Source organism: Synechococcus sp. CBW1004 (genome assembly GCF_015840715.1).
GTDB lineage: Bacteria > Cyanobacteriota > Cyanobacteriia > PCC-6307 > Cyanobiaceae > Cyanobium.
This window is the reverse complement of sequence record NZ_CP060397.1, coordinates 1,225,825-1,251,339: the sequence shown is the minus strand read 5'-3', so window position 1 is coordinate 1,251,339 and position 25,515 is coordinate 1,225,825. Positions and strand designations below refer to the sequence as shown.

Annotated in this window: 25 protein-coding genes and 2 pseudogenes; 24 read left to right on the top strand and 3 right to left on the bottom strand. The window is 56.5% G+C overall.

Features of this window, described 5'->3' with window-relative positions:
- Positions 1–9: 9 nt before the first annotated feature.
- From H8F25_RS06090 to H8F25_RS06050, 9 genes and pseudogenes are all read left to right on the top strand, one after another.
- The gene (locus H8F25_RS06090; protein ID WP_197212505.1) at positions 10–1,134 is read left to right on the top strand and encodes a glycosyltransferase; all 1,125 of its coding nucleotides are present in this window, start codon (positions 10–12) and stop codon (positions 1,132–1,134) included.
- A 95-nt stretch (positions 1,135–1,229) separates the two neighbouring features.
- Complete coding sequence (locus H8F25_RS06085) at positions 1,230–2,213, top strand: IS5 family transposase (protein WP_197212504.1); 984 nt, start codon at positions 1,230–1,232, stop codon at positions 2,211–2,213.
- Positions 2,214–2,439: 226 nt separating this feature from the next.
- Entirely contained in the window at positions 2,440–2,874 is a 435-nt protein-coding gene (locus tag H8F25_RS06080) for a sugar phosphate nucleotidyltransferase (protein ID WP_197213526.1), read from the top strand.
- Between the two features lie 13 nt (positions 2,875–2,887).
- Entirely contained in the window at positions 2,888–3,349 is a 462-nt protein-coding gene (locus H8F25_RS06075; protein WP_197212503.1) for a hypothetical protein, read from the top strand.
- A 141-nt stretch (positions 3,350–3,490) separates the two neighbouring features.
- Positions 3,491–3,781: pseudogene (locus H8F25_RS06070) on the top strand (transposase); the annotation flags it as partial.
- Between the two features lie 121 nt (positions 3,782–3,902).
- Positions 3,903–5,453, top strand: coding sequence for an IS5 family transposase (locus H8F25_RS06065; protein ID WP_197210801.1), 1,551 nt, complete (start codon positions 3,903–3,905; stop codon positions 5,451–5,453).
- 104 nt (positions 5,454–5,557) lie between these two features.
- A complete protein-coding gene (locus H8F25_RS06060) occupies positions 5,558–5,695 on the top strand; it encodes a hypothetical protein (protein ID WP_231597186.1) in 138 nt (45 codons plus the stop codon).
- Positions 5,696–5,745: 50 nt separating this feature from the next.
- Positions 5,746–6,905, top strand: a pseudogene (locus tag H8F25_RS06055) (IS5 family transposase).
- 236 nt (positions 6,906–7,141) lie between these two features.
- The gene (locus tag H8F25_RS06050) at positions 7,142–8,233 is read left to right on the top strand and encodes an IS630 family transposase (protein ID WP_197210262.1); all 1,092 of its coding nucleotides are present in this window, start codon (positions 7,142–7,144) and stop codon (positions 8,231–8,233) included.
- Between the two features lie 159 nt (positions 8,234–8,392).
- Here H8F25_RS06050 and H8F25_RS06045 read toward each other — a convergent pair whose 3' ends face one another.
- The 3 genes from H8F25_RS06045 to H8F25_RS06035 form a co-directional block, all read right to left on the bottom strand.
- On the bottom strand, positions 8,393–8,872 hold the full coding sequence (locus H8F25_RS06045; RefSeq protein WP_197212502.1) for a transposase: 480 nt from the start codon (positions 8,870–8,872) through the stop codon (positions 8,393–8,395).
- Between the two features lie 126 nt (positions 8,873–8,998).
- Positions 8,999–9,430 carry a hypothetical protein gene (locus H8F25_RS06040; RefSeq protein ID WP_197212501.1) on the bottom strand — a complete coding sequence of 144 codons (432 nt, stop codon included), beginning with the start codon at positions 9,428–9,430 and terminating at the stop codon, positions 8,999–9,001.
- 15 nt (positions 9,431–9,445) lie between these two features.
- Positions 9,446–9,883: a transposase gene (locus H8F25_RS06035; RefSeq protein ID WP_197212500.1), complete on the bottom strand. Its 438-nt coding sequence runs from the start codon at positions 9,881–9,883 to the stop codon at positions 9,446–9,448.
- A gap of 413 nt (positions 9,884–10,296) precedes the next feature.
- On the opposite strand from H8F25_RS06035, the gene H8F25_RS06030 reads away from it, so the two are divergent.
- From H8F25_RS06030 to H8F25_RS05960, 15 genes are all read left to right on the top strand, one after another.
- Positions 10,297–10,986, top strand: coding sequence for a methyltransferase domain-containing protein (locus H8F25_RS06030; protein WP_197212499.1), 690 nt, complete (start codon positions 10,297–10,299; stop codon positions 10,984–10,986).
- A 208-nt stretch (positions 10,987–11,194) separates the two neighbouring features.
- Complete coding sequence (locus H8F25_RS06025) at positions 11,195–12,406, top strand: glycosyltransferase (protein WP_231597323.1); 1,212 nt, start codon at positions 11,195–11,197, stop codon at positions 12,404–12,406.
- The gene (locus H8F25_RS06020) at positions 12,403–13,236 is read left to right on the top strand and encodes a hypothetical protein (RefSeq protein ID WP_197212497.1); all 834 of its coding nucleotides are present in this window, start codon (positions 12,403–12,405) and stop codon (positions 13,234–13,236) included. The genes H8F25_RS06025 and H8F25_RS06020 overlap by 4 nt, the downstream gene beginning before the upstream one ends.
- Before the next feature lie 104 nt (positions 13,237–13,340).
- Positions 13,341–14,306, top strand: coding sequence for a glycosyltransferase (locus H8F25_RS06015; RefSeq protein ID WP_197212495.1), 966 nt, complete (start codon positions 13,341–13,343; stop codon positions 14,304–14,306).
- Between the two features lie 994 nt (positions 14,307–15,300).
- Complete coding sequence (locus H8F25_RS06010; protein WP_197212493.1) at positions 15,301–16,281, top strand: hypothetical protein; 981 nt, start codon at positions 15,301–15,303, stop codon at positions 16,279–16,281.
- A 60-nt stretch (positions 16,282–16,341) separates the two neighbouring features.
- Positions 16,342–17,079, top strand: a complete 738-nt coding sequence (locus H8F25_RS06005) for a glycosyltransferase family A protein (protein ID WP_231597185.1) — start codon at positions 16,342–16,344, stop codon at positions 17,077–17,079.
- Positions 17,076–18,044, top strand: coding sequence for a hypothetical protein (locus H8F25_RS06000; protein WP_197212490.1), 969 nt, complete (start codon positions 17,076–17,078; stop codon positions 18,042–18,044). Before H8F25_RS06005 ends, H8F25_RS06000 begins: the two co-directional genes overlap by 4 nt.
- Positions 18,044–18,709 (top strand): acetyltransferase, encoded by a 666-nt coding sequence (locus H8F25_RS05995; protein WP_197212488.1) that lies wholly within the window; start codon positions 18,044–18,046, stop codon positions 18,707–18,709. Before H8F25_RS06000 ends, H8F25_RS05995 begins: the two co-directional genes overlap by 1 nt.
- A gap of 12 nt (positions 18,710–18,721) precedes the next feature.
- Complete coding sequence (locus H8F25_RS05990; RefSeq protein ID WP_197212486.1) at positions 18,722–19,717, top strand: glycosyltransferase family A protein; 996 nt, start codon at positions 18,722–18,724, stop codon at positions 19,715–19,717.
- Entirely contained in the window at positions 19,717–20,661 is a 945-nt protein-coding gene (locus H8F25_RS05985) for a glycosyltransferase (RefSeq protein WP_197212484.1), read from the top strand. Before H8F25_RS05990 ends, H8F25_RS05985 begins: the two co-directional genes overlap by 1 nt.
- A gap of 86 nt (positions 20,662–20,747) precedes the next feature.
- Positions 20,748–21,818 (top strand): glycosyltransferase family 4 protein, encoded by a 1,071-nt coding sequence (locus H8F25_RS05980; protein ID WP_231597184.1) that lies wholly within the window; start codon positions 20,748–20,750, stop codon positions 21,816–21,818.
- Positions 21,818–22,012 carry a glycosyltransferase family 2 protein gene (locus tag H8F25_RS05975; RefSeq protein WP_197212480.1) on the top strand — a complete coding sequence of 65 codons (195 nt, stop codon included), beginning with the start codon at positions 21,818–21,820 and terminating at the stop codon, positions 22,010–22,012. The genes H8F25_RS05980 and H8F25_RS05975 overlap by 1 nt, the downstream gene beginning before the upstream one ends.
- 287 nt (positions 22,013–22,299) lie before the next feature.
- Entirely contained in the window at positions 22,300–23,232 is a 933-nt protein-coding gene (locus tag H8F25_RS05970) for a hypothetical protein (RefSeq protein ID WP_197212478.1), read from the top strand.
- A 285-nt stretch (positions 23,233–23,517) separates the two neighbouring features.
- Complete coding sequence (locus H8F25_RS05965; protein WP_370525831.1) at positions 23,518–24,564, top strand: glycosyltransferase family 2 protein; 1,047 nt, start codon at positions 23,518–23,520, stop codon at positions 24,562–24,564.
- Entirely contained in the window at positions 24,564–25,514 is a 951-nt protein-coding gene (locus tag H8F25_RS05960) for a glycosyltransferase (RefSeq protein WP_197212475.1), read from the top strand. Before H8F25_RS05965 ends, H8F25_RS05960 begins: the two co-directional genes overlap by 1 nt.
- Position 25,515 lies beyond the last annotated feature (1 nt).

Sequence of the window (25,515 nt, the reverse complement as noted above, 5' to 3'; positions counted from 1 at the left end):
GCAGATATCGTGAAACTTGCAATCTTTTCACCACACCAAAAAGCATATTCAGAAACATTCATAGAAAATCACATAAGATTTCTTCCATTTGAAAAGGTTGTGTTTACCGGTAGAGAGATCCCCTTAATAAAGACCCCAAACTCGTTTTGTTACCGGTTGCTGTGCTGGCTAGATAAATTCTTGTCACCATTTTATCAAAACAATCATTGGATATGGAAAACTTACGTCCCATTATGTCTTAACTTAGCAAAAATCGACATTTGTATTTTCGAGTTTGGCACTACGGCTGGCAAATTCCACAAGTTTTTAGAAAAAGCCGGTATTCCATACGTTGTACATTTTCACGGTTTCGATGCTCATCATAAACCAACTCTTGAGCTAAACCGACAAGAATATATTAGCTTTTTCCGCAAAGCTTCTGCTCTTATTGTCGTATCCGAGTCAATGAAAGCTCAGATTCGTAGCTTAGGGGCTCCACCCAGCAAAGTAAAATTAAATCATTATGGCGTTGATTCATCCGTTTTTATTGGAGCCGCGCCTGACTCTTCACCGCCAAATTTCATAGCTGTTGGAAGGTTTGTTGAAAAGAAAGCTCCTCATCTTTTAATTTTATCATTTAATCTCGTGGTATCGAGTATTCCCAATGCGAGGCTGCTAATGATTGGTGATGGTCCATTACTTAGTGCTTGCAAGAGCCTAGTGGCTGCACTTGGGCTAAGATCACACATTTCTTTCCCAGGAATCCTTGTGCCAGAAAAGATAGTGCAACACCTAAAGAAATCACGAGCTTTTGTTCACCATTCTATAAACTCAATCGAAGGCGATAGTGAAGGATTGCCACTCTCGATCATTGAAGCTCAAATGATTGGCCTGCCAGTTGTAGCGACAAAGCATGCGGGTATTCCTGATATTGTGATTCATGGCCACACAGGGCTGTTGTCTAACGAACTAGATATTCATGCAATGGCAACAAATATCATATTGTTAGCCCGTGACAAACACTTTGCCGCTGAGATGGGAATAAATGCTCGCAAAAACGCAATTGAAAAATTCTCTCTGGATACACAAATCTCAAAGCTTGCATCTATTCTGGTCAATTCATATGCTGAACAAAAAGCATCTGGCAGTGAGTAGTAAGGGAAAGTGACTTGGCCCCCGGAGATCGCTCTAGGGAACCCCTGAAAAACCCGATAGAATCAGTACAGTTCCAATAATGAGACTGGCAGCGGATGGCGGCCCCCCTCCAGTTGGGTTTCACGGACTACGAGCAGACCTACGCCAAGAAGAAAACGCGCCGGCAGCGCTTCCTCGATGAGATGGAAGCCACAGTGCCCTGGGATCCTTTCCTGGCCTTGATTTCGCCTGTGTACCACAGGCCTTCTGCCAAGGGCGGGCGCCCACCGTTTCCGCTGGAGGTGATGCTGCGCATCCACCTGCTGCAGCAGTGGTTCACGCTTTCCGATCCCTTGATGGAGGAGATGCTGATCGATACCCCCTGCTTCCGCCGCTTTGCTGGGATCGACATGGTTGAGGACCGGATCCCTGACGAGACGACGATCCTGAACTTCCGCCACCTCCTGGAAGAGAATCGGATAGCAGAGCAGATCCTGGAGACGGTGAACCAGAGCCTGCGGGAGAAGGGCGTGATGCTTAAGGAGGGTACGATCCTCGATGCCACAATCATCAACGCTCCCAGTTCAACCAAGAACAAGACGGGCGAGTGGGATCCTGAAATGCACTCGGTGGCCAAAGGCAACCAGTGGTTCTTTGGGATGCGGTGCCACATCGGTGTGGATGCAGCCTCGGGTCTGGTCCATTCCGTGGTGAGCACGGCTGCCAACGTCCATGAGCTGAACACGGCACCCGATCGCGTCCATGGCGAGGAACGCGTGATCTACGGCGACTCTGGCCACATCGGCATCGAAAAGCGTGAGGCGTTCAAGGACTGCGAAGCAGAGATGCGCATCGCCATGAAGCCCGGACAGCGCCGAGTTCTACCGGACACCCCAGAGGGAAGACTGCTGGATCTGATGGAGGCGGCGAAAGCACATGTCAGGGCAAAGGTGGAGCATCCATTTCGGATCATCAAGTGCCAGTTTGGATTTCGGAAGGTCTTCTACCGAGGCATCCGCAAGAACAACCTCAAGCTGACGATGCTGTTTGCCCTCGCCAATCTCTGGATGGTGCGCGAACGTTGTCCTTCTACAGCGTAAATGACAGAATAAGTGTGCCATCTTGAGGGTGAGCAGCCAAAAATGATCGGGGAACTCACGAGAAATAAGCCAGTCAGGCCCTGGATTGGAGCACCTGGCGAGTAGCCAAGGACAAAATACCCCACTTGTGTCTCATTGACGAGAATGAGACACGCTTGCGCTCAATTCCCGGTCTTGATCAGAGCTTCCCCAAGCCGGTGGACGGCTAGCTCGGGTACGTTCTTATCTGGAGGACAGCAGCTTCGGCTTCACCTATGGCGATGGGGTAGCGAATGTAGACATCGGCGCACTGGTGCATCATCACAGGAGCCAGGGCCGTCAAGCCACGCTCACAGCGGTGCAACCTCCCGGTCGCTACGGGGCTCTCCATCTTGAGGGTGATGCGGTGCAGAGATTTCAGGAAAAGCCCGATGGCGACAACGCCTGGATCAACGGTGGCTTCTTTGTGCTGGAGCCTTGTGTTCTGGATCGGATCACTGGGGATCACACCAGCTGGGAAGGAGATGTGCTGCCGCAGCTGGCTGCCGACGGACAGCTGAGCGCTTATCGTCATCCGGGCTTCTGGCAGCCGATGGATACGCTGCGCGACCGTACGCGCCTGGAAGAGCTGTGGGCCGGCGGCAACGCCCCCTGGCAATTCTGGCAAAGCGCCATTGCCTAAAATTTTTTAAAAAATGAATCCCAAGCCGATCATCAAAAAAACAGCTAATGCGTTAATTAATCTACCCGCAGATTCGTTGATAGCATCACGCTCAAAACGCCATAAAAAACAAGTTTTACTTGCCTGCTTCCCTAAATCAGGATCAACTTTCATCAGATCAAAGATAACCTTGCTTCCGGGATGGGCTCGTGCTGATTTTGTGCCTACCTATGGACGAAGGGATCAAGAGCTTGAGCGTGGTGCAATTATGAGAAGCATGCTGAGTCCAGCTCGATTCAATAAAAATATAATTGCCCAGCACCATTGCCGAGCCAGCGAGCACAGTCTCTCTTTGATTAATAAATTCAATATCACTGTTATTGTTCTGATGAGGCAATTGATGGATGCTGCGCTATCGATCAGCGATCATTGGGACAGGGAAAGCACAAACGGTCCGACAGCCTATCTCGACCATAATTTACTTAGGGCCTGCTGAGAATCCCAGACCCACTGCCCCGCAGTTGATTCCAACAGGAATCTCATGATAGGATGGCCTGTAATCAGCCATTCCTGGCTTAGGGAACCCCTGAATAACCCGATAGAATCAGTACAGTTCCAATAATGAGACTGGCAGCGGATGGCGGCCCCCCTCCAGTTGGGTTTCACGGACTACGAGCAGACCTACGCCAAGAAGAAAACGCGCCGGCAGCGCTTCCTCGATGAGATGGAAGCCACAGTGCCCTGGGATCCTTTCCTGGCCTTGATTTCGCCTGTGTACTACAGGCCTTCTGCCAAGGGCGGGCGCCCACCGTTTCCGCTGGAGGTGATGCTGCGCATCCACCTGCTGCAGCAGTGGTTCACGCTTTCCGATCCCTTGATGGAGGAGATGCTGATCGATACCCCCTGCTTCCGCCGCTTTGCTGGGATCGACATGGGGACTCCTGAAAAATCCAGATCCATTGCGCCGCGGCTGGTCTCAAGCATGAGAAGCCGCTAAAATGGCCGTGAACCAGGCAATCCGTGATTGCCTTTACTCCTGATCACTCCAGATGTACCGGAGGCACAATAACGGTCAGATCTCAATCAAGGAGTTCCACCTGCCATTTGGCGGCACACTTGATCCCGAGAATCGCTGGGTTCAACTGGAGGGGCTGATGCCATGGGATGAGCTGGAACAAGCCTATGCCCCTCAATTCAACGCCACAATTGGCGCTCCAGCCAAATCAGTGCGGATGGCCTTTGGTGCTCTCTACATCAAACAGAAGTTGGGGTTAACCGACGAAGAGACTGTCCATCAGATCAGAGAGAACGCCTATATGCAGTTCTTTCTCGGCTTTGCGGGTTACACAGCCAAGGCACCGTTTGATGCCTCGATGATGGTGCATTTTCGCAAACGCTTTTCTGACGAGGATCTGCGCCGTATCAATGAGCTGGTGGTGCAGCGCGGCAAAGAGATCCTTCTGGAAGCACTTGCTCAGGTAGCAGACGATGACGACCATGATGATCCTGATTCCAGAGGAGGAGGCGCTCAGCTGGAACTTGATGCGTTGATCAAGCCTGCTGACTGGCCAGAAGGAAAGAATTGGGGCACTCTCACGATTGATGCTAGTTGCACTCCTGCCGACATTACCTATCCCAGAGACCTCAGGCTCCTCAGCGAGGCTCGCACAACGACCGAGCGAGTCATTGATGATCTGTGCAGTCAGTCATCGGGATTCAGGAGACATCGACCTCGCTACGACCGTGGCCTTGCTCGTGCTCATTTCCTGAGAGTGGCGAAGCAAAAACGGCCACGCCGCCGAAAAGTGAAGGCTGCCATTAAACATCAGCTTGGATATGTGCGGCAGAATCTCAAAGCCATTGATGCTCTGATCGGCTGTGGGGCAACGCTTTCTGAGCTCAAGAGGCATTGGTGGCAGAAGTTGTTGGCCTGCAGCGAGTTGGAGCGGCAGCAGGGCCTTCTGCTCGCCTCTCAGACCAACAGCATTCCAGACCGCCTGGTGAATCTTGTGCAGACCCATATCCGCCCAATGGTGCGAGGCAAAGCACGTGCTGCGGTGGAGTTTGGTGCCAAAATCAGTGTTTCGGTTCAAAACGGCTTTCCGTTCTTGCACCGCATCAGCTGGAACCCCTACAACGAAGGAGAAGACCTGATCGCTCAGGCGGAAAAATACAAGCTGGATACAGGATCTTACCCAGAGCGCATCTGCGCCGACCGGATTTATATCACGGCCAAGAATAGGCATTTCTGCATGAGGAACGGTATTCGCCTCTCCGGCAAGCGATTGGGCCGCCCGCCCAAGGATCCTGATGTCACCACTGCACACAAGCAGCAGCTCCGATCTGATCAAGCTCGACGCAATGAAGTGGAAGGCGTCTTTGGATATGGAAAGCGCAAGTATTCCCTGGATCTGATCATGGTTCGTCTACCAGCTGGTGCCGAATCCTCCATCTCAATGGCCTTTGTCGTGATGTGCGCGGAAAAGGTCTTGAGGCTGCTGCGCCTCTTTTTTGCCCTTCTTTTTGGGTGGATCTACAGCTTTCTTATGGCCTGGTCAGCGATCAGAGCTCCTGCGGTCATCTGCAAGCCAGACTTTTGAGATCTGGCCCACTTGATGTCACGGCGCTTGCCGGCCTGATTAACGCGAAGCAAACGGACGAATTCGGCGCCGATGGGCCGAGAATCTTTTTCAGGAGTCCCGACATGGTTGAGGACCGGATCCCTGACGAGACGACGATCCTGAACTTCCGCCACCTCCTGGAAGAGAATCGGATAGCAGAGCAGATCCTGGAGACGGTGAACCAGAGCCTGCGGGAGAAGGGCGTGATGCTTAAGAGTTAGCTGAAAAACCCGCCCATCCCTGCGAAAATGGGGCAACCGCCCACCCTGTGATGCGAGGTCGACAGGAGCGCACCGGCTCGCTGTTCTCCTACGTCTCGGTCGAGGATCGGATTCCGGCCAGTCATCCGCTGCGGCGGATCCGCAAGCTGGCCGATCAGGCCCTTGATCGACTCAATCCCACCTTCTGCGCGCTGTACGCCTCAGAAGGCCGGCCATCGGTGCCGCCCGAGCAGCTGCTTCTGGCCTCGTTGCTGCAGGCGTTCTACGGGATCCGATCGGAGCGGTTGCTGCTGGAGCAGCTCCACTACAACCTGCTCTTTCGCTGCTACGGCTTCGCCGGGCCTGCGGCTACGTGGGCCTCAGCCCGGATGATCCGATCTGGCATCCGACAACGTTCACCAAGAACCGCGAGCGGCTGCTCAACGAGGAGGTGATGGGGCGCTTCCTGGAGAAGTTGATGGGTGCGCCGGAGGTCAGGCCGCTGCTCAGCGATGAGCACTTCTCGGTGGATGGCACCCTGCTGCAGGCCTGGGCGTCCCATGCCTCGCTGGAGCGAATTGATGGGCAGGACGATCCGCCGCCGCCGCCATCGGGCCCTGGCGAGGGCTTTGGTGCTCCAAAGCCCGGCAGGAAGCGCGCGAAAGGGGATTTCCGCGGCATCAAGCTCAGCAACAAGACCCATCGCTCCGGCGTCGATCCGGATGCCTTGCTGTGCCGCAAATCCAAGGCCCATCCGGCGTTGCCCAGCTACCGGGGGCACGTGCTCATGGACAACCGCCATGCCCTGATCGTCGACTGTCGCGTCACGCAAGCGACGGGCACCGGAGAGCGGGATGCCGCCAAGGTGATGGCGGCAGATCGTCCCGGTGCCCACCAGAAAACGATCGGTGCCGACAAGAACTACGACACCAGGGGCTTTGTCGCAGAGATGCGCCGCATCGGAGTCACACCTCACGTGGCTCAGAACACTGCTCGCTCTGGTGGTTCCGCCATTGATGGCCGCACCACTCGCCATGAGGGCTACGGCAAGTCGATCAATGCCCGCCGCGGCATCGAGAAGGTGTTTGGCTGGATCAAGCAGTGGGGCGGTCTGCGTCAGTTCAAGCTGCGCGGCACCGAAAAGGTGGGTGCAGTGTTTGGCCTGCACGTGATCGCCTACAACCTGATCCGGCTGGGCAACCTGCTCAAACCGGCGATGGCGGCGGCATGAACAGGTGGTTGCCCAGAGGTGTGCCAACGAGGCGGCTTCCAGGAAGCCCCAACGGGGCAAAACGCCTGAAATCTGGCGTTCTGAACCGCTGAATCAACGAATCCAGCCCGAACAGCGCGTAATCAGATCACGCGAGGGAGGAACGCGGCGTTTCTGACGGTTTTTCCGCAAGCTCCTAGTGTGCCGTCCCGCAAATAGCCGCTACAATATGAAGTGTCTCCCGAGGGGGTCGTTTCATGCCAAGCGGGCGCCCCATGGCTCCTCTGGAGCTGTCGGCTGATGAGGCCAGCCAGCTCCAGAGCCTGGCTGGATCAAGGTCCTTGCCCCATTCGATCGTTCAGCGGGCGCAGATCGTCCTGGCCTGCGCAGCTGGTGACACCAACACCTCAGTTGCCAAGCGATTTGGCGTTCGCAGCGCAACGGTGGGCAAATGGCGGCAGCGCTACCTCGATCTGGGGATCGAGGGGCTGCACGACGAGCTCCGTTCAGGCCGCCCGCGGACCTATGAGGACGACACGGTGGCGGAGGTGATCAACCGAGCCCTGCAGAGCAAGCCAACCGATGGCAGCACGCACTGGAGCGCTCGGACTTTGGCCGCAGAAACAGGGATCTCCAAGTCCACGGTTCACCGCTGGCTGCAGACCTTCTCGCTCCAGCCCCACCGGCAGAAATCGTTCAAGCTCTCCACCGATCCGTTCTTTGTGGAGAAGGTTCGGGACATCGTTGGCCTGTACCTGAACCCGCCCGACAAGGCGATGGTGCTCTGCGTCGACGAGAAGACGCAGATCCAGGCCCTCGACCGCACCCAACCGCTGCTGCCCATGGGGCTGGGCTACGTGGAGGGTGTGACGCATGACTACATCCGCCACGGCACCACGACCCTGTTTGCCGCGCTGGACGTGGCGACCGGTGAGGTAATCACTCAGTGCAAACCCCGGCACCGCCACCAGGAGTTCCTGGGGTTCCTCAGGCAGATCGAGAAGTCCGTCCCCGAGGATCTGGACCTGCACTTGATCGTGGACAACTACTGCACCCACAAGCACGCCAAGGTGCGTGCCTGGCTGGCCCAGCGTCCCCGTTTCCACGTCCACTACACCCCCACCTACGCCTCCTGGCTCAACCAGGTGGAGCGCTGGTTTGGACTGATCACCCAGCGGGCAATCCGGCGCGGCAGCTTCTCCAGCGTCAAAGAGCTGATCGCCAGGATCGAGCAGTTTGTGGCCGCCTACAACACGACCAAGGCCCCGTTCAACTGGACGGCGACAGCTGACTCAATCCTGGAGAAGCTCCAGCGGCTTTGTGCGCAAATCTCTGGGACGGCACACTAGGATGCTGTCGCACATTTCAGCAGAAAGGCTACTTTACCTCCGGCTCCCTCTGCTCTTTCGGAGAGAGGATCTTTGAGCGATGTTTTCGGATCCGGTGCTGAGCGGCCCTGATGAATGGCCGCTCCCCCAAGCGGCTACAGCTCTTCCTCTGTACACTTTTCAGGTGTTGTGGGTGATAGCTATCAGTGCCCAATCGCCGTTCACCTTCTCTAGGCCCCGCAACAGGAAGAAATCCAGCCACCATGTCCCTTTGATCAGACCAAAGACAGGCTCAACAATGAGCTTGCGCAGCTCGTAGATCGCCTGCCCGGCTTTGGAGGGCAACTTGCGGTCCATCCGGCCCCGTGCATTCAGATCCTCGGGTGCTGGCCCCCTTGATGGCCGAGGCCGTTTGCCGTGGTCCTGGCAGTTGATGGAGAGCAAGGCATCCAGCCCGCGCTGCTCGCAAACACCAATGATGCCTGTGCTGCAGTAGCCAGCGTCGGCGATCAGCTTCAGTGGCAGGTAGCCGGTGTTGTCCACGATCCGCTCCAGTATGGGAACGACGTGCTGCTGGTCGGCTGCCTGGCTGCTGACCCCAACCGCCACGATGATTTGGTGGTAAGCATCGACAGCAGCCTGGCAGTTGTAGCACTGCATTCAACTGTCCCCACCTTTGAGGATGTGGCTCTCTGGATCCGTGAAATTGCGTTGGGCGTTTGCCTTGGGATGGCCGACGGCAATGGTGGGCAGATTGGCCGGGCATCGCCAGAGGATCGGCGCTCCTCAGCGGATCCGAGGTTGAAAGATCTGCCACCTGGGCCTTCTCGATCGCCAGCTTGCGGGCCAGCTCCGCCCGTCCCTGAGCACTGCGCGCCCGGCGCTCTGCTCGCTACGCTTCTTGGGCAAGTTCCTGCGCTGCAACCTCCCTCTAGCAGCGCTGTTGTCGTTGCCTGCCACTGCTGCCTCGGCATAAGCAGCCTGGGCGGCAGGCCCAGCGGACTGCTCTTCTGCAGCGCGAGCCTGCTGCTCACGGCGGTGCGCATGGTCAGCAGCAGCCTCCGCCTCAAGCTCTGCTTTGGCTTTTCGCAGGGCGTCCATCCGATCATGATGGCGCTGTAACTCCTTGGTCAGCTCATCGCTACGCTTGCCTTTGCCGTAGCGTGCGTCCTCCTGCGCGTCGATCAACTCGGCCTTGCGCAGCAGCGCTTCGATCACCTCCTCCCGCTGGGCCTAGGTTTTGAGCATCCGCTCATGGCTCATCGCCTTGTACCTAGAGGCATTGGCGTTGACCTTGGTGCCATCAAGAGCAACGTTGCCCAGGCTCACCAGCCCTGCCTTCTGGCACAGCCGCAGCACCTGCAGAAACAGGACCGCCAAGGCATCGAGATGCACGAGGCGGAAATCACTGATACGGCTGTGGTCGGGCTGCTGGTTGCCAATGAGCACCCGAAAGGCCACTTCCTCACAGCAGGCCCTCTCGATCCGCCGAGAGCAGAGGATGCTGACGCAGGAGACGTACAAGAGCAGCACCAACATCATCCGCGGCTCATAGGCCTTGACCCCGCGAGGAACTCTGTTCTCGTAGACCGCATAGATCCACGAGTAATCCAGCTCCGCGTCCAGATCCAGAAAGAAGAACACCAGATGGTTCGCCGGCAGCCACTCCACAGGCGAAGGAGGCAGCTGCAACGTTTGCTGCGGATTCAGGGGCGGGAGGCCTTGGCTATTCTCATGCCCCGTGATATCGCCCAAGTCCTTTGCCATCACTGCGATAGGGGCTTATTTGAGGTATTCTGTGGAAAGGGCGGCAGCGGGGTTATGAACGACAGGCTCCTAGAATCATGAAGAGGACTGTTCTGGTAGCCCTTGCCAAGAGAAATAGTAATCAAGGCAGCGAAAGTTGTTACCTTACTTTGCCCACAATTTGCAGTTTTCAGAACAGCGGCTTAACTTTCGGTAAATCAAAAAGACAAACAAGCATCATCATAAAACATTTAATATCACATCAATGAACCGATTCCATGATACGAACGGACTCTTGGCAGCCACGGCTATCCATTAAATCAACTAACGACCTAGTCATGCACTCAAGTTTTAATCAAAACCCTTTTGGCTTAGTCTATAACCATTTTACAAGAAAGTTTCGGAATATTCAGCTTCGTCAAGCGCACGCAATCACAAAGAAGCGAACACTCAAAGAAATTGATAAACTGCTACAAAAAGATCTGCAAATTAAATTAGATATTGGTGCAGGACAAACAAAGCGAACTGCAGATTGGCTTACTCTAGACAAAAATCGCTGCTGTGACCTCTACTGGGATCTAAGCGATGGCATTCCGTTTCCTGACAATACAGTAACATCCATATATTCTTCTCACGTCTTGGAACATATTACTCCCGGTTCCCTTGAAACGCTCCTAAGAGATTGTCTACGATGTCTGAAACCAGGTGGGAGTATTTCGGTATGCGTGCCGAATGCAAGACTTTTTATTGAGGCATATATACAAGGTCGATACTTTGTAACACCATCCTCAGATCATTGCTGGCGTCGAGGATGGGTTGAAAGTGGATCTCCAATTGATCAGTTAAATTATATCGCTTACATGGGAGGAGAACACAAATTCATGTTCGATCAAGCCAGTTTAATAGGTATGCTAAATCGGGCAGGCTTTGAACAAACAGCAGCCAGAGACTTTGAGGATAACTTAGATTTACATGAGCGAAGATTTGTATCAATCTACGCGGTAGCCTATAAAAAACTTGCAAAATAAATGATTCCAACATAAGCAAGATTCCTTGAGTATTTCATAGCCATTGAAGTCAAAAGTATTCAAAAGTATTGCTACACGCTGTAGCGAGGAAATCATCATTTCTCCTACTGAAACAGAGAAATCAGTCAGCTGCCTTCCTGTTACGCACTTCACAACTTTTGAAGGCGGTGGTGCTGGCCGTGCAGCGTACCGTATTCACCGAGCACTGGTGGATCATGCTGCAAACTCCAGAATTAAATCCCGCCTACGTGTTATCTATGGGTGTTCCTCCGATTCCACCGTTCAATCTGGGCCGCCGCACACCCTGAATCCCTTTTGGCGACGAATTCGGCCTCGCCTGGCTTCCCGCTACCCACGTGGATTTAATGACGGCAACACCGTGCTGCACAGCACCTGTTGGCCCGATTCAGGAGTGGGTAACGAGCTGGCACGTTGTGATGCACAGCTGATCCACCTTCACTGGATCGGCAGAGCCGGGCTCTCGGTCGAAGAGGTGGGGCGACTACCACAACCCTTGGTCTGGACGCTTCATGATCAGTGGGCCTTCCTCGGTGCTGAGCACTATGTGCGCCTTCCTCCTGCAAACGATCACCGCTTTAAGCAGGGTTACCTTCCCAGCAACCGACCGGCACACGAACGTGGCCCCGATCTGAACCGCTACACATGGGAGCGCAAGCGTCGCGCCTGGCGACGGCCGATCCATATTGTGTGTCCGAGTCGTTGGCTCGCTTCAGAAGCTCGCTCCAGCGCCCTGATGCAAAACTGGCCGATCGAGGTCATCCCCTATCCGATCGACTGTGATCTTTGGGCGCCACTTGACCGATCACAGGCTCGGAAACGCTTGGGCCTACCGGCAGACCGCCCTCTGATCCTGTTCACCGCCCTTGCCGGCACCAGCGACCCTCGCAAAGGTGCTGATCTGCTGCAAGCTGCACTCGTCGAACTCTCGGCTCAGCAGAGTCCAGATGATGTGTCTCCAGAGCTCGTGATTGTTGGTGCTGATACCACGGAATCAGCCTGGCCACACCCCTTTCCCGTTCACTACCGAGGCGTCATCACCGACAACCAAATTCTTCGTCTCCACTACGCCGCCTGCGATGTGCTGGTGATTCCATCCCGGCAGGACAATTTGCCCAACACCGGCCTGGAGGCCCAGGCCTGCGGACTCCCCGTGGTTGGCTTCCGCATCGGTGGTCTTCCCGATATAGTGGCAGATGGGATAAGCGGTGCCCTCGCTGAGCCTTTCGATCCCGCATCCCTGGCTAGCAGCATTCACTGGGTTTTGGCGGATTCCACTCGTAGCTCCTCGCTCGCTCATGAGGCCAGGAAGCGTGCTGTTCGCGAGTGGCATCCCAGGCACATTGCAGGCCGCCACGCCGAGCTGTATCGCTCCGTACTCGCCCACGAGGAGCATCGTTGACCCTGCTGTTCGTCGTTGAACTCAAGGGCGGCCTGGCCAATCGGCTGCGTGCCCTCTGGTCAGCCCATGCCTTCGCTCTCCGCTACCGCCGGGCAGTGGTGGTGCTCTGGCCGCTCACCGCTGAGCTGGCCACCCTCAACGGGCAGCTGTTCAACCTTGTCAGCCCCGTACGGCTGATCACCGTGAACCCATCGCGCCCTCTCCAGCGCCTGGCCCTGCGGCTGTCGCGTTGGCTGTTCTCCAGTTTCCGCCTCGGTCTCAATCGCCCCGTTGACCCCGGAGAGGCCTGGGGCCGTCCGCTTCGCTTTGCTCCCCTCTGGATGCCATTCCAATGGATCCAGACCTGCGCGGAATTCGAAGACTGTGGCGATCAGCCAGCTCCCTTTCACCCCCTCCCCTCAATCCAGCGTCTAAGCACAGCCCGTCTGGCACAGGCTCGCCACACAAACGCTCCTCTGGTGGGCGTGCATATCCGTAGGGGTGACCACCGACATGCCATTGCCAACAGCACCACCTCCGCCTTCCTTACAGCAATGCATGAGAGACTGATCGCAAGCCCCACCACCCACTTTCTGCTCTGCACCGACGACCCTCTGGAGGTTGGCCCTCTGCGCGCTGAATTCGGTGAACGGCTTTTTGCGTCGCCCCCCGCTTGTCTGGATCGATCACACCCCCAGGCCGGCATCGATGCGTTTGTGGAATTTCTCACCCTGGCTGGCTGCGATGCCATCCTTGGCTCCCTTCAGTCCTCTTTCAGCCTGCTGGCGGCCCGCATTGGCAGCGTGCCAATTTCCATTGTCGTTCCACCCGATGGCAAGGTGGTCTCATGATCAGCCAACGTGATAGGGCCTGGTCGTGGCCTGAGGCCGGCTGGATCACCCGTGAGCAGATGCTTGCGATTCCCGCCATAGAAATTTCGGAGCCAGGCCGCCTGATGCAGCAACCCGTCATCAGCGTGCTGATGATGACTCGCAATCACCAGGCCTATCTCGAGCAGGCAGTGATGAGTGTGCTCACCCAGCAGTTCACGGAGCCATTCGAACTGCTGATCGGCGATGACGCCTCAAGCGACCAGACTCTTCAGGTGGCCCATCGCCTGCAGCAGCAGCATCCCGAGCACATCCGCGTGTTGCATGCGGAGCGCAACGTTGGCATCACGGCCAATTTTCTGCGCCTGGTGGCCCATGCCCGCGCTCCCCATCTGGCTCTTCTCGAGGGCGATGACTACTGGATCCATCCCGAGAAACTCACTCTTCAGCTTGACCTCCTGCATCGCCACCCTGAAGCTGCCTGCGTCGCGGCGGCTACGGCCAACCGCACCCCATGCCTACCGGTAAAGCCCAGTTATACTCTTCGCGACATCCTGCGCCGTTACCCGGTACACACCTCCACCTTGGTGATTCGCGCTGAACACCTGCTCACCTACCCGCGTTTTCCCGACATCATCGGCTGGATCACCATGTTGATGGGCTACCTAGTGGCGCGAGGATCCTGCGTGGTTCTTGACCTCACAGTTTCTTTCTACCGGCGCCACGAAGGCGGCCTCTGGCACAATGCCGACCGGCTCAACCGCCTGCGCCGCAGCCGCCAGTGCATCGATGCCCTCGATGCCTATTTCTTCCATCGCTTCACCCCCGAGCTGAGCAGTCGCGAGCTCTGGATCCTCGGCATGGACCAGGCCCTGCCGCAGCGAGGTCGCCGGCGGCACTGGTACCAGAGCTGGACAATCCTGATCGGCCAGGCGCCCCGACTGCTGCGCCGGGCGCCGCTGGGCTTCTGCCTGCTGCTGGCAAGCCTTGGGTTTCAACCACTTGCATACATAACAATGCTGTTGCGCAGGCGGCTTGCGCTCGGTATGCGCCTACGGGCCTTGGTGTCCAGTGCTCCTGTTCCCCGATGAGCTCTTTGCTGCTCCTCTTGAACCGATCGGGCTGATCGATTCGGCCCATCCGGTTGCTCTCCACGTGCATGGTCTGCCCGTGCTTAGCCGCGAGGTCGATATGCCAACGATCCGAGAAGGGCAAAAAAAAGCACATCTGGCCATTGCAATCGGCCGATGACGCCCAAAGGCAGCGGTTGATTCGGCTATTTTCGCAACTGCTGCCTTCCTCTCGCATCGCTGTGCTGTTGGATCCGTCTGCCGTCGTTGTTTCAAAAGCATCTCTGGAGCCACAATCCCTAAATTCGGGCTGCATCATCTGCTCAGTCTTTATGTTTAGCCAAACATCTCATAGCAATCCTGCTAAATAGTGCTTCCGCAAAGATTCTCAGCATCAATAACTTATTTTCGTTCACGCGCTGCGTGGCCTTGCGTCGTTCTGCTTTTGCTTCTGGTCATTTTCGCTCATTATTATCGGCTCGACTCTGTTCCGCTGGGTCTCTACATTGACGAGTCTGCTATTGGCTATAATGCCGGCTTAGTCGCCACATCTGGCAGAGATGAATACGGCCACTTATTTCCTCTTTATTTCCAAAGCTTTAATGACTTTAAGGCCCCTATCTACATTTATAGTGCCGCCCTCCTCTTTAAGCTTCTCCCCCCCTCAGAGTTCACCCTTCGGCTCACAAGCTCTCTCTTTTTCTCTCTGGCTTTATTGGCTACATGCCGACTAGTTTGGAGGATCTTTAACGGCTCTAAAATCATACTTATCTACTCAATTCTATCCTTTTCTTTTCTACCTTCTATATTTGTCGTTTCTCGACTTGCTTTTGAGGTAATTTCCCAGTTAGCCCTTTTTTCTGTATGCCTTCTTTTCGTTTACAAGGCCTTTGAAATACATCGGTCTTCAGCTCATTCGTATAGTTCATCTTTTTACTACATTTCATCTATAATCGCTGGCATATCACTCGCTTTATCAGTTTATTCGTACCCGACTGGACGACTGTTGTCATTCTTGTCGATCCTTTCAATTTGGGCTCTCTATTATAATCAGTCAACTTTGCGCCGCTTGCTAGCATTAACTGCTGGCTTCTTGATTGCCCTGATTCCGTATTCAATATTTGCATTGATCAATGGTCAAGCTCTACTTATTAGATTCAGGTCTGTCTCTTATCTCTACTCCAATATATCTCCCTTAAAGAAAGCTTATTATTTTCTTCGAAACTATCTTAGTTATTGGTCCCCTGATTTTCTTGTCTTTCGTGGTGATCCGAATCTTCGCCATTCAACTGGATATGGCGGAATTGTTCTTTGGATTACATTTCTACTTTTTATTTTCTTGCTATTAACCTTAATAGCAAAAGGCTTTCCGCGTAATGATAAATTTCTAAAACTTCTTATTGTTGGTTTAATTTTCTCGCCCATAGCAGCTGCTTTAACCGCCGAAGGTACGCCTCATTCATTGCGATCTATCTTGCTTGGTTATTATATTTTCCTACTTTCTTGCTATGGCCTTGCCATTGTTTGCCGCATTTCTCAAGGGCGGCTCCGAGTACTCGTTGTTTTTTCGTTGATCCTCTTGCTTTCTTATCAAATCATTTGCTTTCAATATGATTACTTTGTGAGATATGCAGAGCGCAGTCGATCTTATATGGGAAGCCATGGATTAAGTCAATCATTTGACGCTTCAAAACGATTAATGCCGCGCTCTATTTATCTTCTTGATATAGAGAATCCTTTCATATATGCGCATGCTGGATTTTACAGGTTCATCCATTTTCCTGACGGCAGAGGACCATCCGTTTCGGTTGCGAAGCTAAGTTCTATTGATACATCATCAACCTGTGTGATTTATCCCCCTCAGTATCACAACCAAGTACTGTCCCACTTTGCCTTGGAAGGCAATCCTGGTCAAAAGCTTTTTGCTACTAACGAGCTTAGCAATGATTCAATTGGAAATCCAATGGAATTCATAGGGCTTTGTAGTTCTAACTGATCGTAGCTTCTTAATTTTATCCTTTCCGACTTTCTTCCTGCAAGAGCCTGCTGTTTATCTATGCTGAGTCATGCGATTATCAAGTTTCAGCGTTTAAGGCGTATTCTGGGTAGGTTGCTTGCCGGGCACGCCGAAACTTGGCGCCATCTGCGCTTTGAGTTCTATAATCGACCTCTGCTCTTTCGCGTCTGCTATCTCCAACGTCGCACCCCTGTGCCCGGCCTGATTACTGTCATCACTCCCACCTGCGGACGTCTGCAAACCTTGCAGGAGGCCATCGCCTCAGTGGATACTCAGTCCTATTCCCACTGGGAGCACGTGATTGTCAGCGACGGCATGTACCCATCTTTGCGTCAGCTAGCCGCCTCCAATCAGGAGTCCCGCCGTCGTTTCTTCAGTACTCCGCCGATCCGCCACTATGGAAACCACCAGCGCAATGTAGGCATCTTCCAGGCACGCGGTGAATATCTAGTTTTTCTCGACGACGATAATGTGCTCTATCCTGAGGCTCTCGCCGCCATGGTCGATGGGTTTGCTGGTGGTGATTGTGATCTTGTGTTCTGTCCTATTGATTACGACCATGCCAAGCATGGCGTGCATGGCCAGGTACTGATGCCAAAGGTGGGTTTCAAACGCGGCGAGGTGGATTCACTCAACGCCATGATCCGCCGTTCGCTGGCGGTGCAGTGCCGGGGCTGGGGCGATTCTTACTTCGCTGATTTTGATCTGCTGCATCAGGCGGCCAGCGTGGCGCCTGCCCGTTACCTGCATTGCTCTCCGATCGGCCACCATCGATGAACTCTCTGATCATCACGACGGCCGTGAGCTACCGCCCGGCAGACATCTGGCCCTTTCTGGCCTCGGCAGCCCGGTTCTGCCCGGAGGCCTCGATCCTCGCCATTGTTCACCAACGAGATCTGCCGGTGCTCGCGCCCTGCTGCGCCCGCTTCCCGGCCCTCACGCTGCATCCGCTTCGCACTACTATCAGAGATATTCAGCACGCCCAGGGGCTCCGCTTCAAGCTGCAGCGCGGTCTGGCCCGGTTGCGCTCGCGGGCTCTGGCGCTTCTGCCGGGTATGTCGGAACACCTCAGTCTGGCGGATGAAAAGCCCTCGCCGCTCGGCCTGAGCAGCCAGCGCATGTTCATCCTCAACCGCCGTTTCTTTATTGCACGTCGCCTGTTGCGCTCCCTCTCTGCGCCGCCCGATGCCGTCCTGCTCAGCGACAGCCGCGATGTGGTCTTTCAGGCTGATCCGTTCGCCTCGATGCACAGCGGCTGTTGCACCGGGCAGGAGTACAACACAATGGACGAGAGCCCGATCAATGCCCACTGGATCCGCTCCACCTATGGCGAATCCGGTTTCGAGCGGCTCGTCGATCTCCCTGTGCTCTGCTCCGGCGTCACCATCGGCAGCTTCCGCTCCGTTCTCGCCTATCTCGATCAGTTCTGCGCTGAAATAGGCCGCCGTGCCGTGGAGCGGCGCAGCGTGCTGATTCCCATCTGGGATCAGGCCTATCACAACATGATCCTGCGCCGGGATCCACCCGCGGATCTGGTGCTGATGCCCTGGCACTCCCAGCTCGCCACGGTGGGGGAGGTCCCCCCCGAAGCCCTGTCCGTGGAGGACGACGGCCGCATCGCCGTTGATGATGCGGTGCCGGCCATCCTGCATCAGTACGACCGCCATCCGCCCGCGGTCGCCAGCATCGCCGCCCTCTATCCACCGCCGGAATCGGTACCGGCAGATTCCCTCCCCGCTTGATGGCTGCTCCCTTGCTGATCATCGGTGCCAGCGGCCATGCCCATGCCCTGCTGGCCCTGCTGCAGCGCCACGGCGGTTTCCAGCCCGTGGGCCTGATCGATTCCTTTAAGGCGCCCGGATCCCAGGTGCATGGCCTGCCCATCCTCGGCGGTGAGACTGATCTGCCCCGGTTGTGCGGGTGCCATGGCGTGCAACACCTGCTGGTGGCCATCGGCGATAACTTTCAGCGCCAGGCGATCAGTGAACGTATCCGGAGAGAGCTGCCCACCGCGATCTTTCCCACCCTGGTAGATCCCTCAGCCGTGGTGGCGCCCGATGCCCATCTGGTCGCAGGCGTTGTGGTGATGGCACAGGCCCATGTGGGCGCAGGCTGCATGCTGGAGGAAGGAGCTCTGCTGAACACCCGAGCAAGTCTCGACCACGACTCCACGATGAGCCCCTACGCCAGCCTCGCGCCAGGGGTGGTCACGGGCGGGCGCGTACGGATCGGTGCCCGCAGCTTCGTCGGCCTTGGCGCTCAGCTGATCCAACGAATCCAGATCGGCCAGGACACCGTGGTTGGCGCTGGCGCCCTGGTGCTTTCGGATATGCCCGAAAGGGTTCTCACCTATGGCGCTCCTGCCCGTGTGGTGCGGAGCCGCCAACCTGATGAACCCTATCTCTGAGCGAATCGTGCCGTGCAAGCAGTGATCCAGCCCGATCTCGTTTCCACCATCATCCCGGTGTACAACCGGCCGAAGATGGTGCGCCGGGCCGTGGCTTCGGTGCTGGCGCAGACATATCGCCCGATCGAGATCCTGCTGGTCGACGACGGCTCCACGGATGCCACACCTGAGGTGCTGGCCGAGCTGCAGACTGCCCATCCCGAGGAGATCCGTGTAATCCGCCAGGCCAATGCCGGTGCCGGCCCGGCCCGCGAAACCGGCCGCCTGCAGGCCCACGGTGCCTACATCCAGTACCTCGACAGCGATGACTACCTCCTGCCCAACAAATTCACCGATCAGGTGGCAGCTCTCAAGGCGCATCCCGAGTGCGCGATTGCCTATGGCACCTCGCGTCTGGAGACGGCTGCAGGCCAGGTGCTGGATCCGGCCAGCCGGCGCACCGATGAAGCGATTGCAAGCCTGTTTCCTCTGCTGTTGCTGGAGCGCTGGTGGCACACCCACACGCCCCTGTTTCGCCGCTGGATTAGCGATGCAGCCGGCCCCTGGCCGAGTTACCGCCCGGAAGACTGGGATCTGGAGGCACGCATGGGCGCCCTGCGCCCCCAGCTGATTCACTGTGGCACCACGGTCTCGGTGCAGGTCGACCACGATTCTCCCAACCGCGTCACCCGCGGCGCCGAGGCCGCCTTTCTGCGCGATGAAGCGATCTTCCTGCCGCGTCTTCACGCCTGTGCGCTGCTGGCGGGGATGGATCGGCAGGTTCCGGAGCTGGCGCTCTTCTCCCGCTGGTGCTTTCTCAGAGCCCGCCAGCTGGATGCCATCGGCGAAGGTGCCCTGGCGGATGGCCTGTTGGCCCTGGCCCGCTACAGCGGCAGCGCTGATCCTCCCGGATCGGCAGCCTGGCAGCTGCCCGCCTATCAGAGCCTGCGCCGCCTCCTGGGTCCGCGAACGGTTGGGTCTCTCGCAGCCCTTCATCATCCGCGTCATCCCCAGGTGGCCTCCGGGTGATGGCAGCCGCCCCCCCCCTGGTGAGCGTGCTGATGCTCACCCGCAATCACGGCTCCTACCTGCAGCAGGCCATTGCTTCGGTGCAGGCGCAGACTCTGCAGGCCTGGGAGCTGCTGATCGGCGAAGACGACTCCAGCGACAACACCGCAGCGATCGCCAGTCAGGCAGCAGCCCTCGATCACCGCATCCGCGTGTTCTCCAGCCCCGGCGGTGCCCTCGGTTTCCACCGCAACTTTGCCCGTCTGCTGCAGGCGGCCCAGGCTTCCTATGTGGCCTTTCTCGAGGGCGACGACTGGTGGAGCGAGCCAGGCAAGCTGGAGCTTCAGGTGGCACTGCTCGCGCACGACGCCAGCCTGTCGTTCTGCGGAGGATCGACCCGGGTGGTCGATCAGCGGCCCACACCCGCTCCGCATGCGGAGCGGATCGGACCGCCAGCCGGTTGTCAGCGCATCAGCTTTGCGCAGCTGATCGATGGCTACAGCTTCCATTTCTCCAGCGTGTTGATGCGCCGCGAAGTCATACAGCTACCGGAGTGGATCTTTCGTCAGTACTGTCTGGATCGTCCGCTGTATCTTCTGGGCGCCTGCCACGGGGATGCCGGTGTGATCACCGGCGAGCTCAGCGTGTATCGCCTGCACCAGGGAGGCGTCTGGGCACCTCTGACACCACTGCAGAAGGCTTGTCGCAGCCGTGCCCTGTTTAGCGCTTTCTGTGTGCATTTCCCCAGCCTCTATCGGCGCCACTTTCGCCTTTCCCTCAGCCATATTCTCTGGAGTTATCTTGCTGAGGCGATCCGCCAACAGCGCCGCTGGCAGATCCTGGTCATCGTGATGATGGGCATTCAAGCAGCCCCCGCTCTGCGATTGCTCCGCCATCCGAGGCCCACCATGGGATCTCTCGCACGGGCTCTTTTGCCTCTGCCCAACGGCCAATCATGGGCGTGATTGTGATCTGCGAGGGGCTCGGATCCGGTGGTGCCGTCGCCAATGTGGCCTGGCAGCAGGCTCTCGGCCTCAGCCGCCACCAAGCGGTGTGCCTGATCAGCGATGGGCTGACCCGCGAGCGCAGACAGCAATTGGCGAGCAGCCAAATGCAGCTGCGTCTTCGTCTTCTCCAGATACCCAACCTCTCTTCTCTACGCCGCTTCGCCCATCTCCCCCGGCAATTGTTGTGGATCCTGCTGGCCTTGCGAGAAACGCATCGCGAACTGAAGAATCCACCAGCAACTGTGATCTGCCATAGCCACCCGCTGGCGGCAGCGGTGGCGTGGTGGTTTGGCCCAAGGGTACGTCTGCTGATGATCAGCCACGGCGACATCTTTCACCGCCCGCCTGGTAGTTACGACCCTGCTGTCAGCTGGCTCTATCGTCGCACCACCGGCTATGCCCATCGCCGAGCCGCGGTATCGGTGGCCCTTTCTCCTGTCATGGCGGAACGCATCCAGGCCCATGGCGTGCCACCGGAGCGCATCGCACTGATCCCCAACGGCCTGGATCCACCCGAGATTGGCTTGAAGGAACCCAGCATCACACTGGAGGAACACTGGCAGCAGAAGCCGCTCCGGCTACTTTTTGTGGGCCGGCTGGATCCGGTCAAGGGTGTGGACATCCTGCTCAAAGCACTGGCCCAGACCAGGCAAGCAGGCTTTGAGATCCTGCTGGATCTGTTGGGTGAGGGAACACCTTTTTATGAGCGTGAACTCGTCACACAGATCAGCCAGCTGGGCCTAAGCAAGGTTGTGACATGGCATGGCCCCCAGCCACGATCCAGTCTCGCTGAGCACTACCGAATCTGTCATGTGGTGGTGGTGCCCTCCCTTGATGATCCACTTCCTACCGTGATTCTGGAAGCGATGGCCTGTGGTCGGCCGGTGCTGGCAAGCTCCGTGGGGGGAATCAGCTTCCTTGTTCACGATGGTGTGAGCGGTCTTCTGATTCCGCCGGCAAACCCTCATGCGCTCGCTGAGGCCATGGCGCGAGTGGATCGCGATCGTTCCACAACAGCCAGCCTCGGCGAGGGTGCCCAGATGCTCAGCCATCAGTTCAGCTGGGATTCCAACGTGAAGGCCCTGGAACAGTTGATCACTCCATCAGCAGGCTGATGGTGATCACCAGCGCCTTTGAGTCTCCACTGATCACGGTGGTGATCCCCACCTACAACGGTGGCGATTGGCTTCTGGAAAGCATCGCATCCTGCCTGAAGCAGCAAGCCATGAGCCTGGAAATGATCGTGGTCGACAATGGCTCGAGCGACGATGCCCCTGATCGTGTGGCCGCTGATTCCCCAAGGATGTGATTTTTTGGGCTGAGCTGCTCGAGGGAGCCGCCTGTGAAATTGGCCCGATTGCTCGCCTCCAGGCCCCTGACGAGGGACCCTGCCTCAGGCTTCGGGGTGTTCACCTTCACGCAGCCCGCATCGAGGGAGCTCTCATTCGCTGATCCCTCACGCACCGAGCCATCTCAAACCTCGTTGCGCTGTTTGGTGCAGATGAGGCTCCCCAGCTTCAGCCCCTGGCGCATCCACTTAAAGCAATCATGGTGGGCTAGAGGACGGCCAATGTCCCTGTTGCAGAAGCCAATCTTATGAGTCTACAGCTCTCTAATGTTGCTAATCTCTGCAAGAAAGAACCTTACTTTGTTTATCCTTGGGGCACGAATCCATCATACGGGTTTGCAGCCGTGTATTCTGGATTTATAAAGTCATTAACCCTTTGCATCAAAAAAGGAGTTGGCTATCGGTTTGTGAGGGTATCCAATCCTCGGGGTATTGTCTTGGAAAATGGATACAATGATTTTTTTCTCCCAGTGTGCGACGAAGTCTCTGGTTTCTTTCTTCGACAATTCAATCGAGATCCCTTGCCTTTTCAGGCTAAACTGCCCTTTATCAAGGATGTTGTATCTGCGCTTTTGCGCCAAACTACAACTTCAAGCGCTCAATATTTCTTGTTCTCGTCTAAGCTCTCGCATCTACCAGACGTGAGCTTGCCGCAAACATTGGAAATGTACAAATATGATGATTTCATATTGAGAGCTGAACTTGCAAATGCTCTTTGGAAATTCCGTCCCGATATTGATGCATCCATAAAGAGGATTATCACTTCCCTCGTTGGTTTTGATATCTCCTCCGACTTCTGTGCCGCAGTTATTAGACGTGGCGACAAAATTCTGGAATCAAATTATGCACAACTAGATTTGTATGTCGACTCTATTTCTTCTTTCGTAGGCAAGAATGCGCCTGTCTTCATCGCGAGTGATGATATCGGCGCAATTTATGAACTGGAGAGGCGCCTCCCTGGCTATCAATGCTTTTACCTCCACCCTTACTTTAAGAGAGGGTACAGCAATCGGGCTTTTCATGCAATGACTGTCGATCTCCGCAAAGATGCTCTTTTGCGATTCCTTGCTCAGGTGGAAATTTTAAAAGCTGCTCGCTCTTTCTTTGCAACTCGAACAACAAATGTTTCGTACTTGGTTAATACATTGCGCCGCGGCCGTCGAGTCCATTGGGTTGACTAACATGACAGGTCAAGCACGACACCCTGGTTAAAATCTCTTAGGTGATGTCTTCCCTGGAACGCATGCATTCTCGTCATGTCTGATCTTGCTTCCCTTGGGTTTGATTATCGTGTCCATGTGCAACCCGTCGAAGGCCTGTCATTAATTCCATTTGGTCTCTCATGATTGCTAAGGTCCAAAAGCTGTAGCGAATATAGCTTCGCATGGCTATGTCTATGAGCCCTCTACCTCTGCGGCCTACATTTGCTTTTGATAGCAGATGGTGTCTTCAGTAGCTCCGTTACAATGGATATGTCTCTGTCGTCGGGAAATCTCTCTCCATTGGTCTCTGTGATCATTCCCACCTACAACGGTGGCGATTGGTTGCTTGACACTATCTCCTCCTGCCTGGATCAACATGGAGTGAGTTTGGAGGTGATCGTGGTGGACGATGCCTCCAGCGATGACACCCCTGAGCGAGTTGCCTCGGCCTATCCTCAGGTGCGCCTGATCCAACAGGCCAGCAACAGCGGTAGTGGCGCCGCCGGTCGCAACACAGGGCTGGAGCTGTCGCGAGGTCGATATGTCAAATTTCTCGACCACGATGATCGCCTCGAACCCGGCAGCTTATCCCTTGAGGTTGCCGCGGCGGAGAAGCATCAGGCTGACATGGTGATGAGCCGCTGGGGTGATGTACGCACCGATGCCCAGGGGGAACCGATGGAAGCGTCCCGCCGCGCCTTCATCCCCCCTGAACCAGAGCGACTTCTGGAAGCGATCTTGCTAGGCGAGAAGGTTCCCTATACGGCTGGTGTTCTCTACCGCCGCAGCTTCATCGCTGACCAACTCTGGAATTCTCAGCTTACAATCAACGACGACTTCGACTGGTTCTGCCGCAACGCGCTGCGCACCGAGCGCATCATCCGGCTGGATCACGTGAGCTACTACTGGCGCCTCCATCCTAGATCGATCCAGGGCAGCCAACAGTTCAATGCCCAGGCGTTCGTGGAATCCGTGCTGATCCACAACCAGATCTACAGCGACATTGTCGTCACGCTCAGCGATCAACAGCGCCTCACAGCCCATTTCCGGCGGCTGCTGGCCGCTCAGCTCTACCGAGATCTGCGGGTGCTGGCCCGTTTCGCCCCCGCTCGCTGCTGGCGAACCCTGCGCCGCATCCAGGAGCTTCAGCCCGGCTTTCAGCCCGATGCAGCCCTGGAGGCTAACCGTTGGTTTCGCATGGTTTCAGCTTGGTTCAGTCTCAAGGGGAGCCTGCGGCTCTACCGCTGGCTGTTGCTTCTGCCTGACCAGTTTCGCTTCCGGGGTGGTCAGATCCGCTATTTTCAGGCCTGATGCCGGATGTCTCCGTCGTGATCGGGGTGCATGCCCATCCCGACCGTCTGCTTCACACCCTGGAATCCCTGCGACAACAGCAGGGAGATCTCCGTTGGGAGTGCCTGATCGTTGCCAATGGGGGATTTCAGCCTGACCAGGCCTGCACCAGCCTGCTCCAGGCGGATCGGCGCTTCCGTGTTCTGGAGAGCGACAAGCCAGGCCTCACCCACGCGCTTGCTCTTGGATGCGGGCAGGCCCAATCCCCGTTGATCGCGCGTCTGGACGTGGGCGATGCCATGGCCCCAGCACGACTGCAGCGCCAATGGCGGATCTTCGCGCAGCATCCTGATCTTGTGCTGGCCACCAGCGACGTCGAGATCTGCGGACCGGCCTGGGAGCCTCTGCGCACCGACAGCCAGCCCGCCGCCACAGGCAAGCCGATGCGGGTCGACACGGTGCCGGCCGAGAAAGGCATCGCCATCGATATCCCTCACCATGCCTCAGTGACCTTCCGTCGGGACGCCTATGAGGCCGTTGGAGGCTATCGGTTCCACTTCTATTTCGGCCAAGACTGGGACCTGTGGTACCGGCTCGCCAGCCAGGGTACCTTTGTGCATCTGCCTGAGGTACTGACGCGCGTGCGACTGTTCAGTGACGGCTTGTCGTCCCGCCATTGGCGGGAGCAGCGGCTGATCGCCCGGCTGTCGTTGGCCTGTCATCAGGCTCGTTGTACCGGCAGGCCTGAAACCTCCCTGCTCCAGCAGGCTGCTTCGATCCTGCCCAGGCCGCCGTCGAGGCTGAATCTTCCATGGGATGGTCGCCGAGCCGAGGGTGCTTACTTCATCGCAGAGGCCCTGCGCCGCCAAGGAGACCGGCGATGCCACCATTACTTTGGCGAAGCCCTTCGCTATGGCTTCTGGAAGCCAAGGATCTGGGTGAGAGCGGCTCATTCTCTTGCCTTGCTCTGAC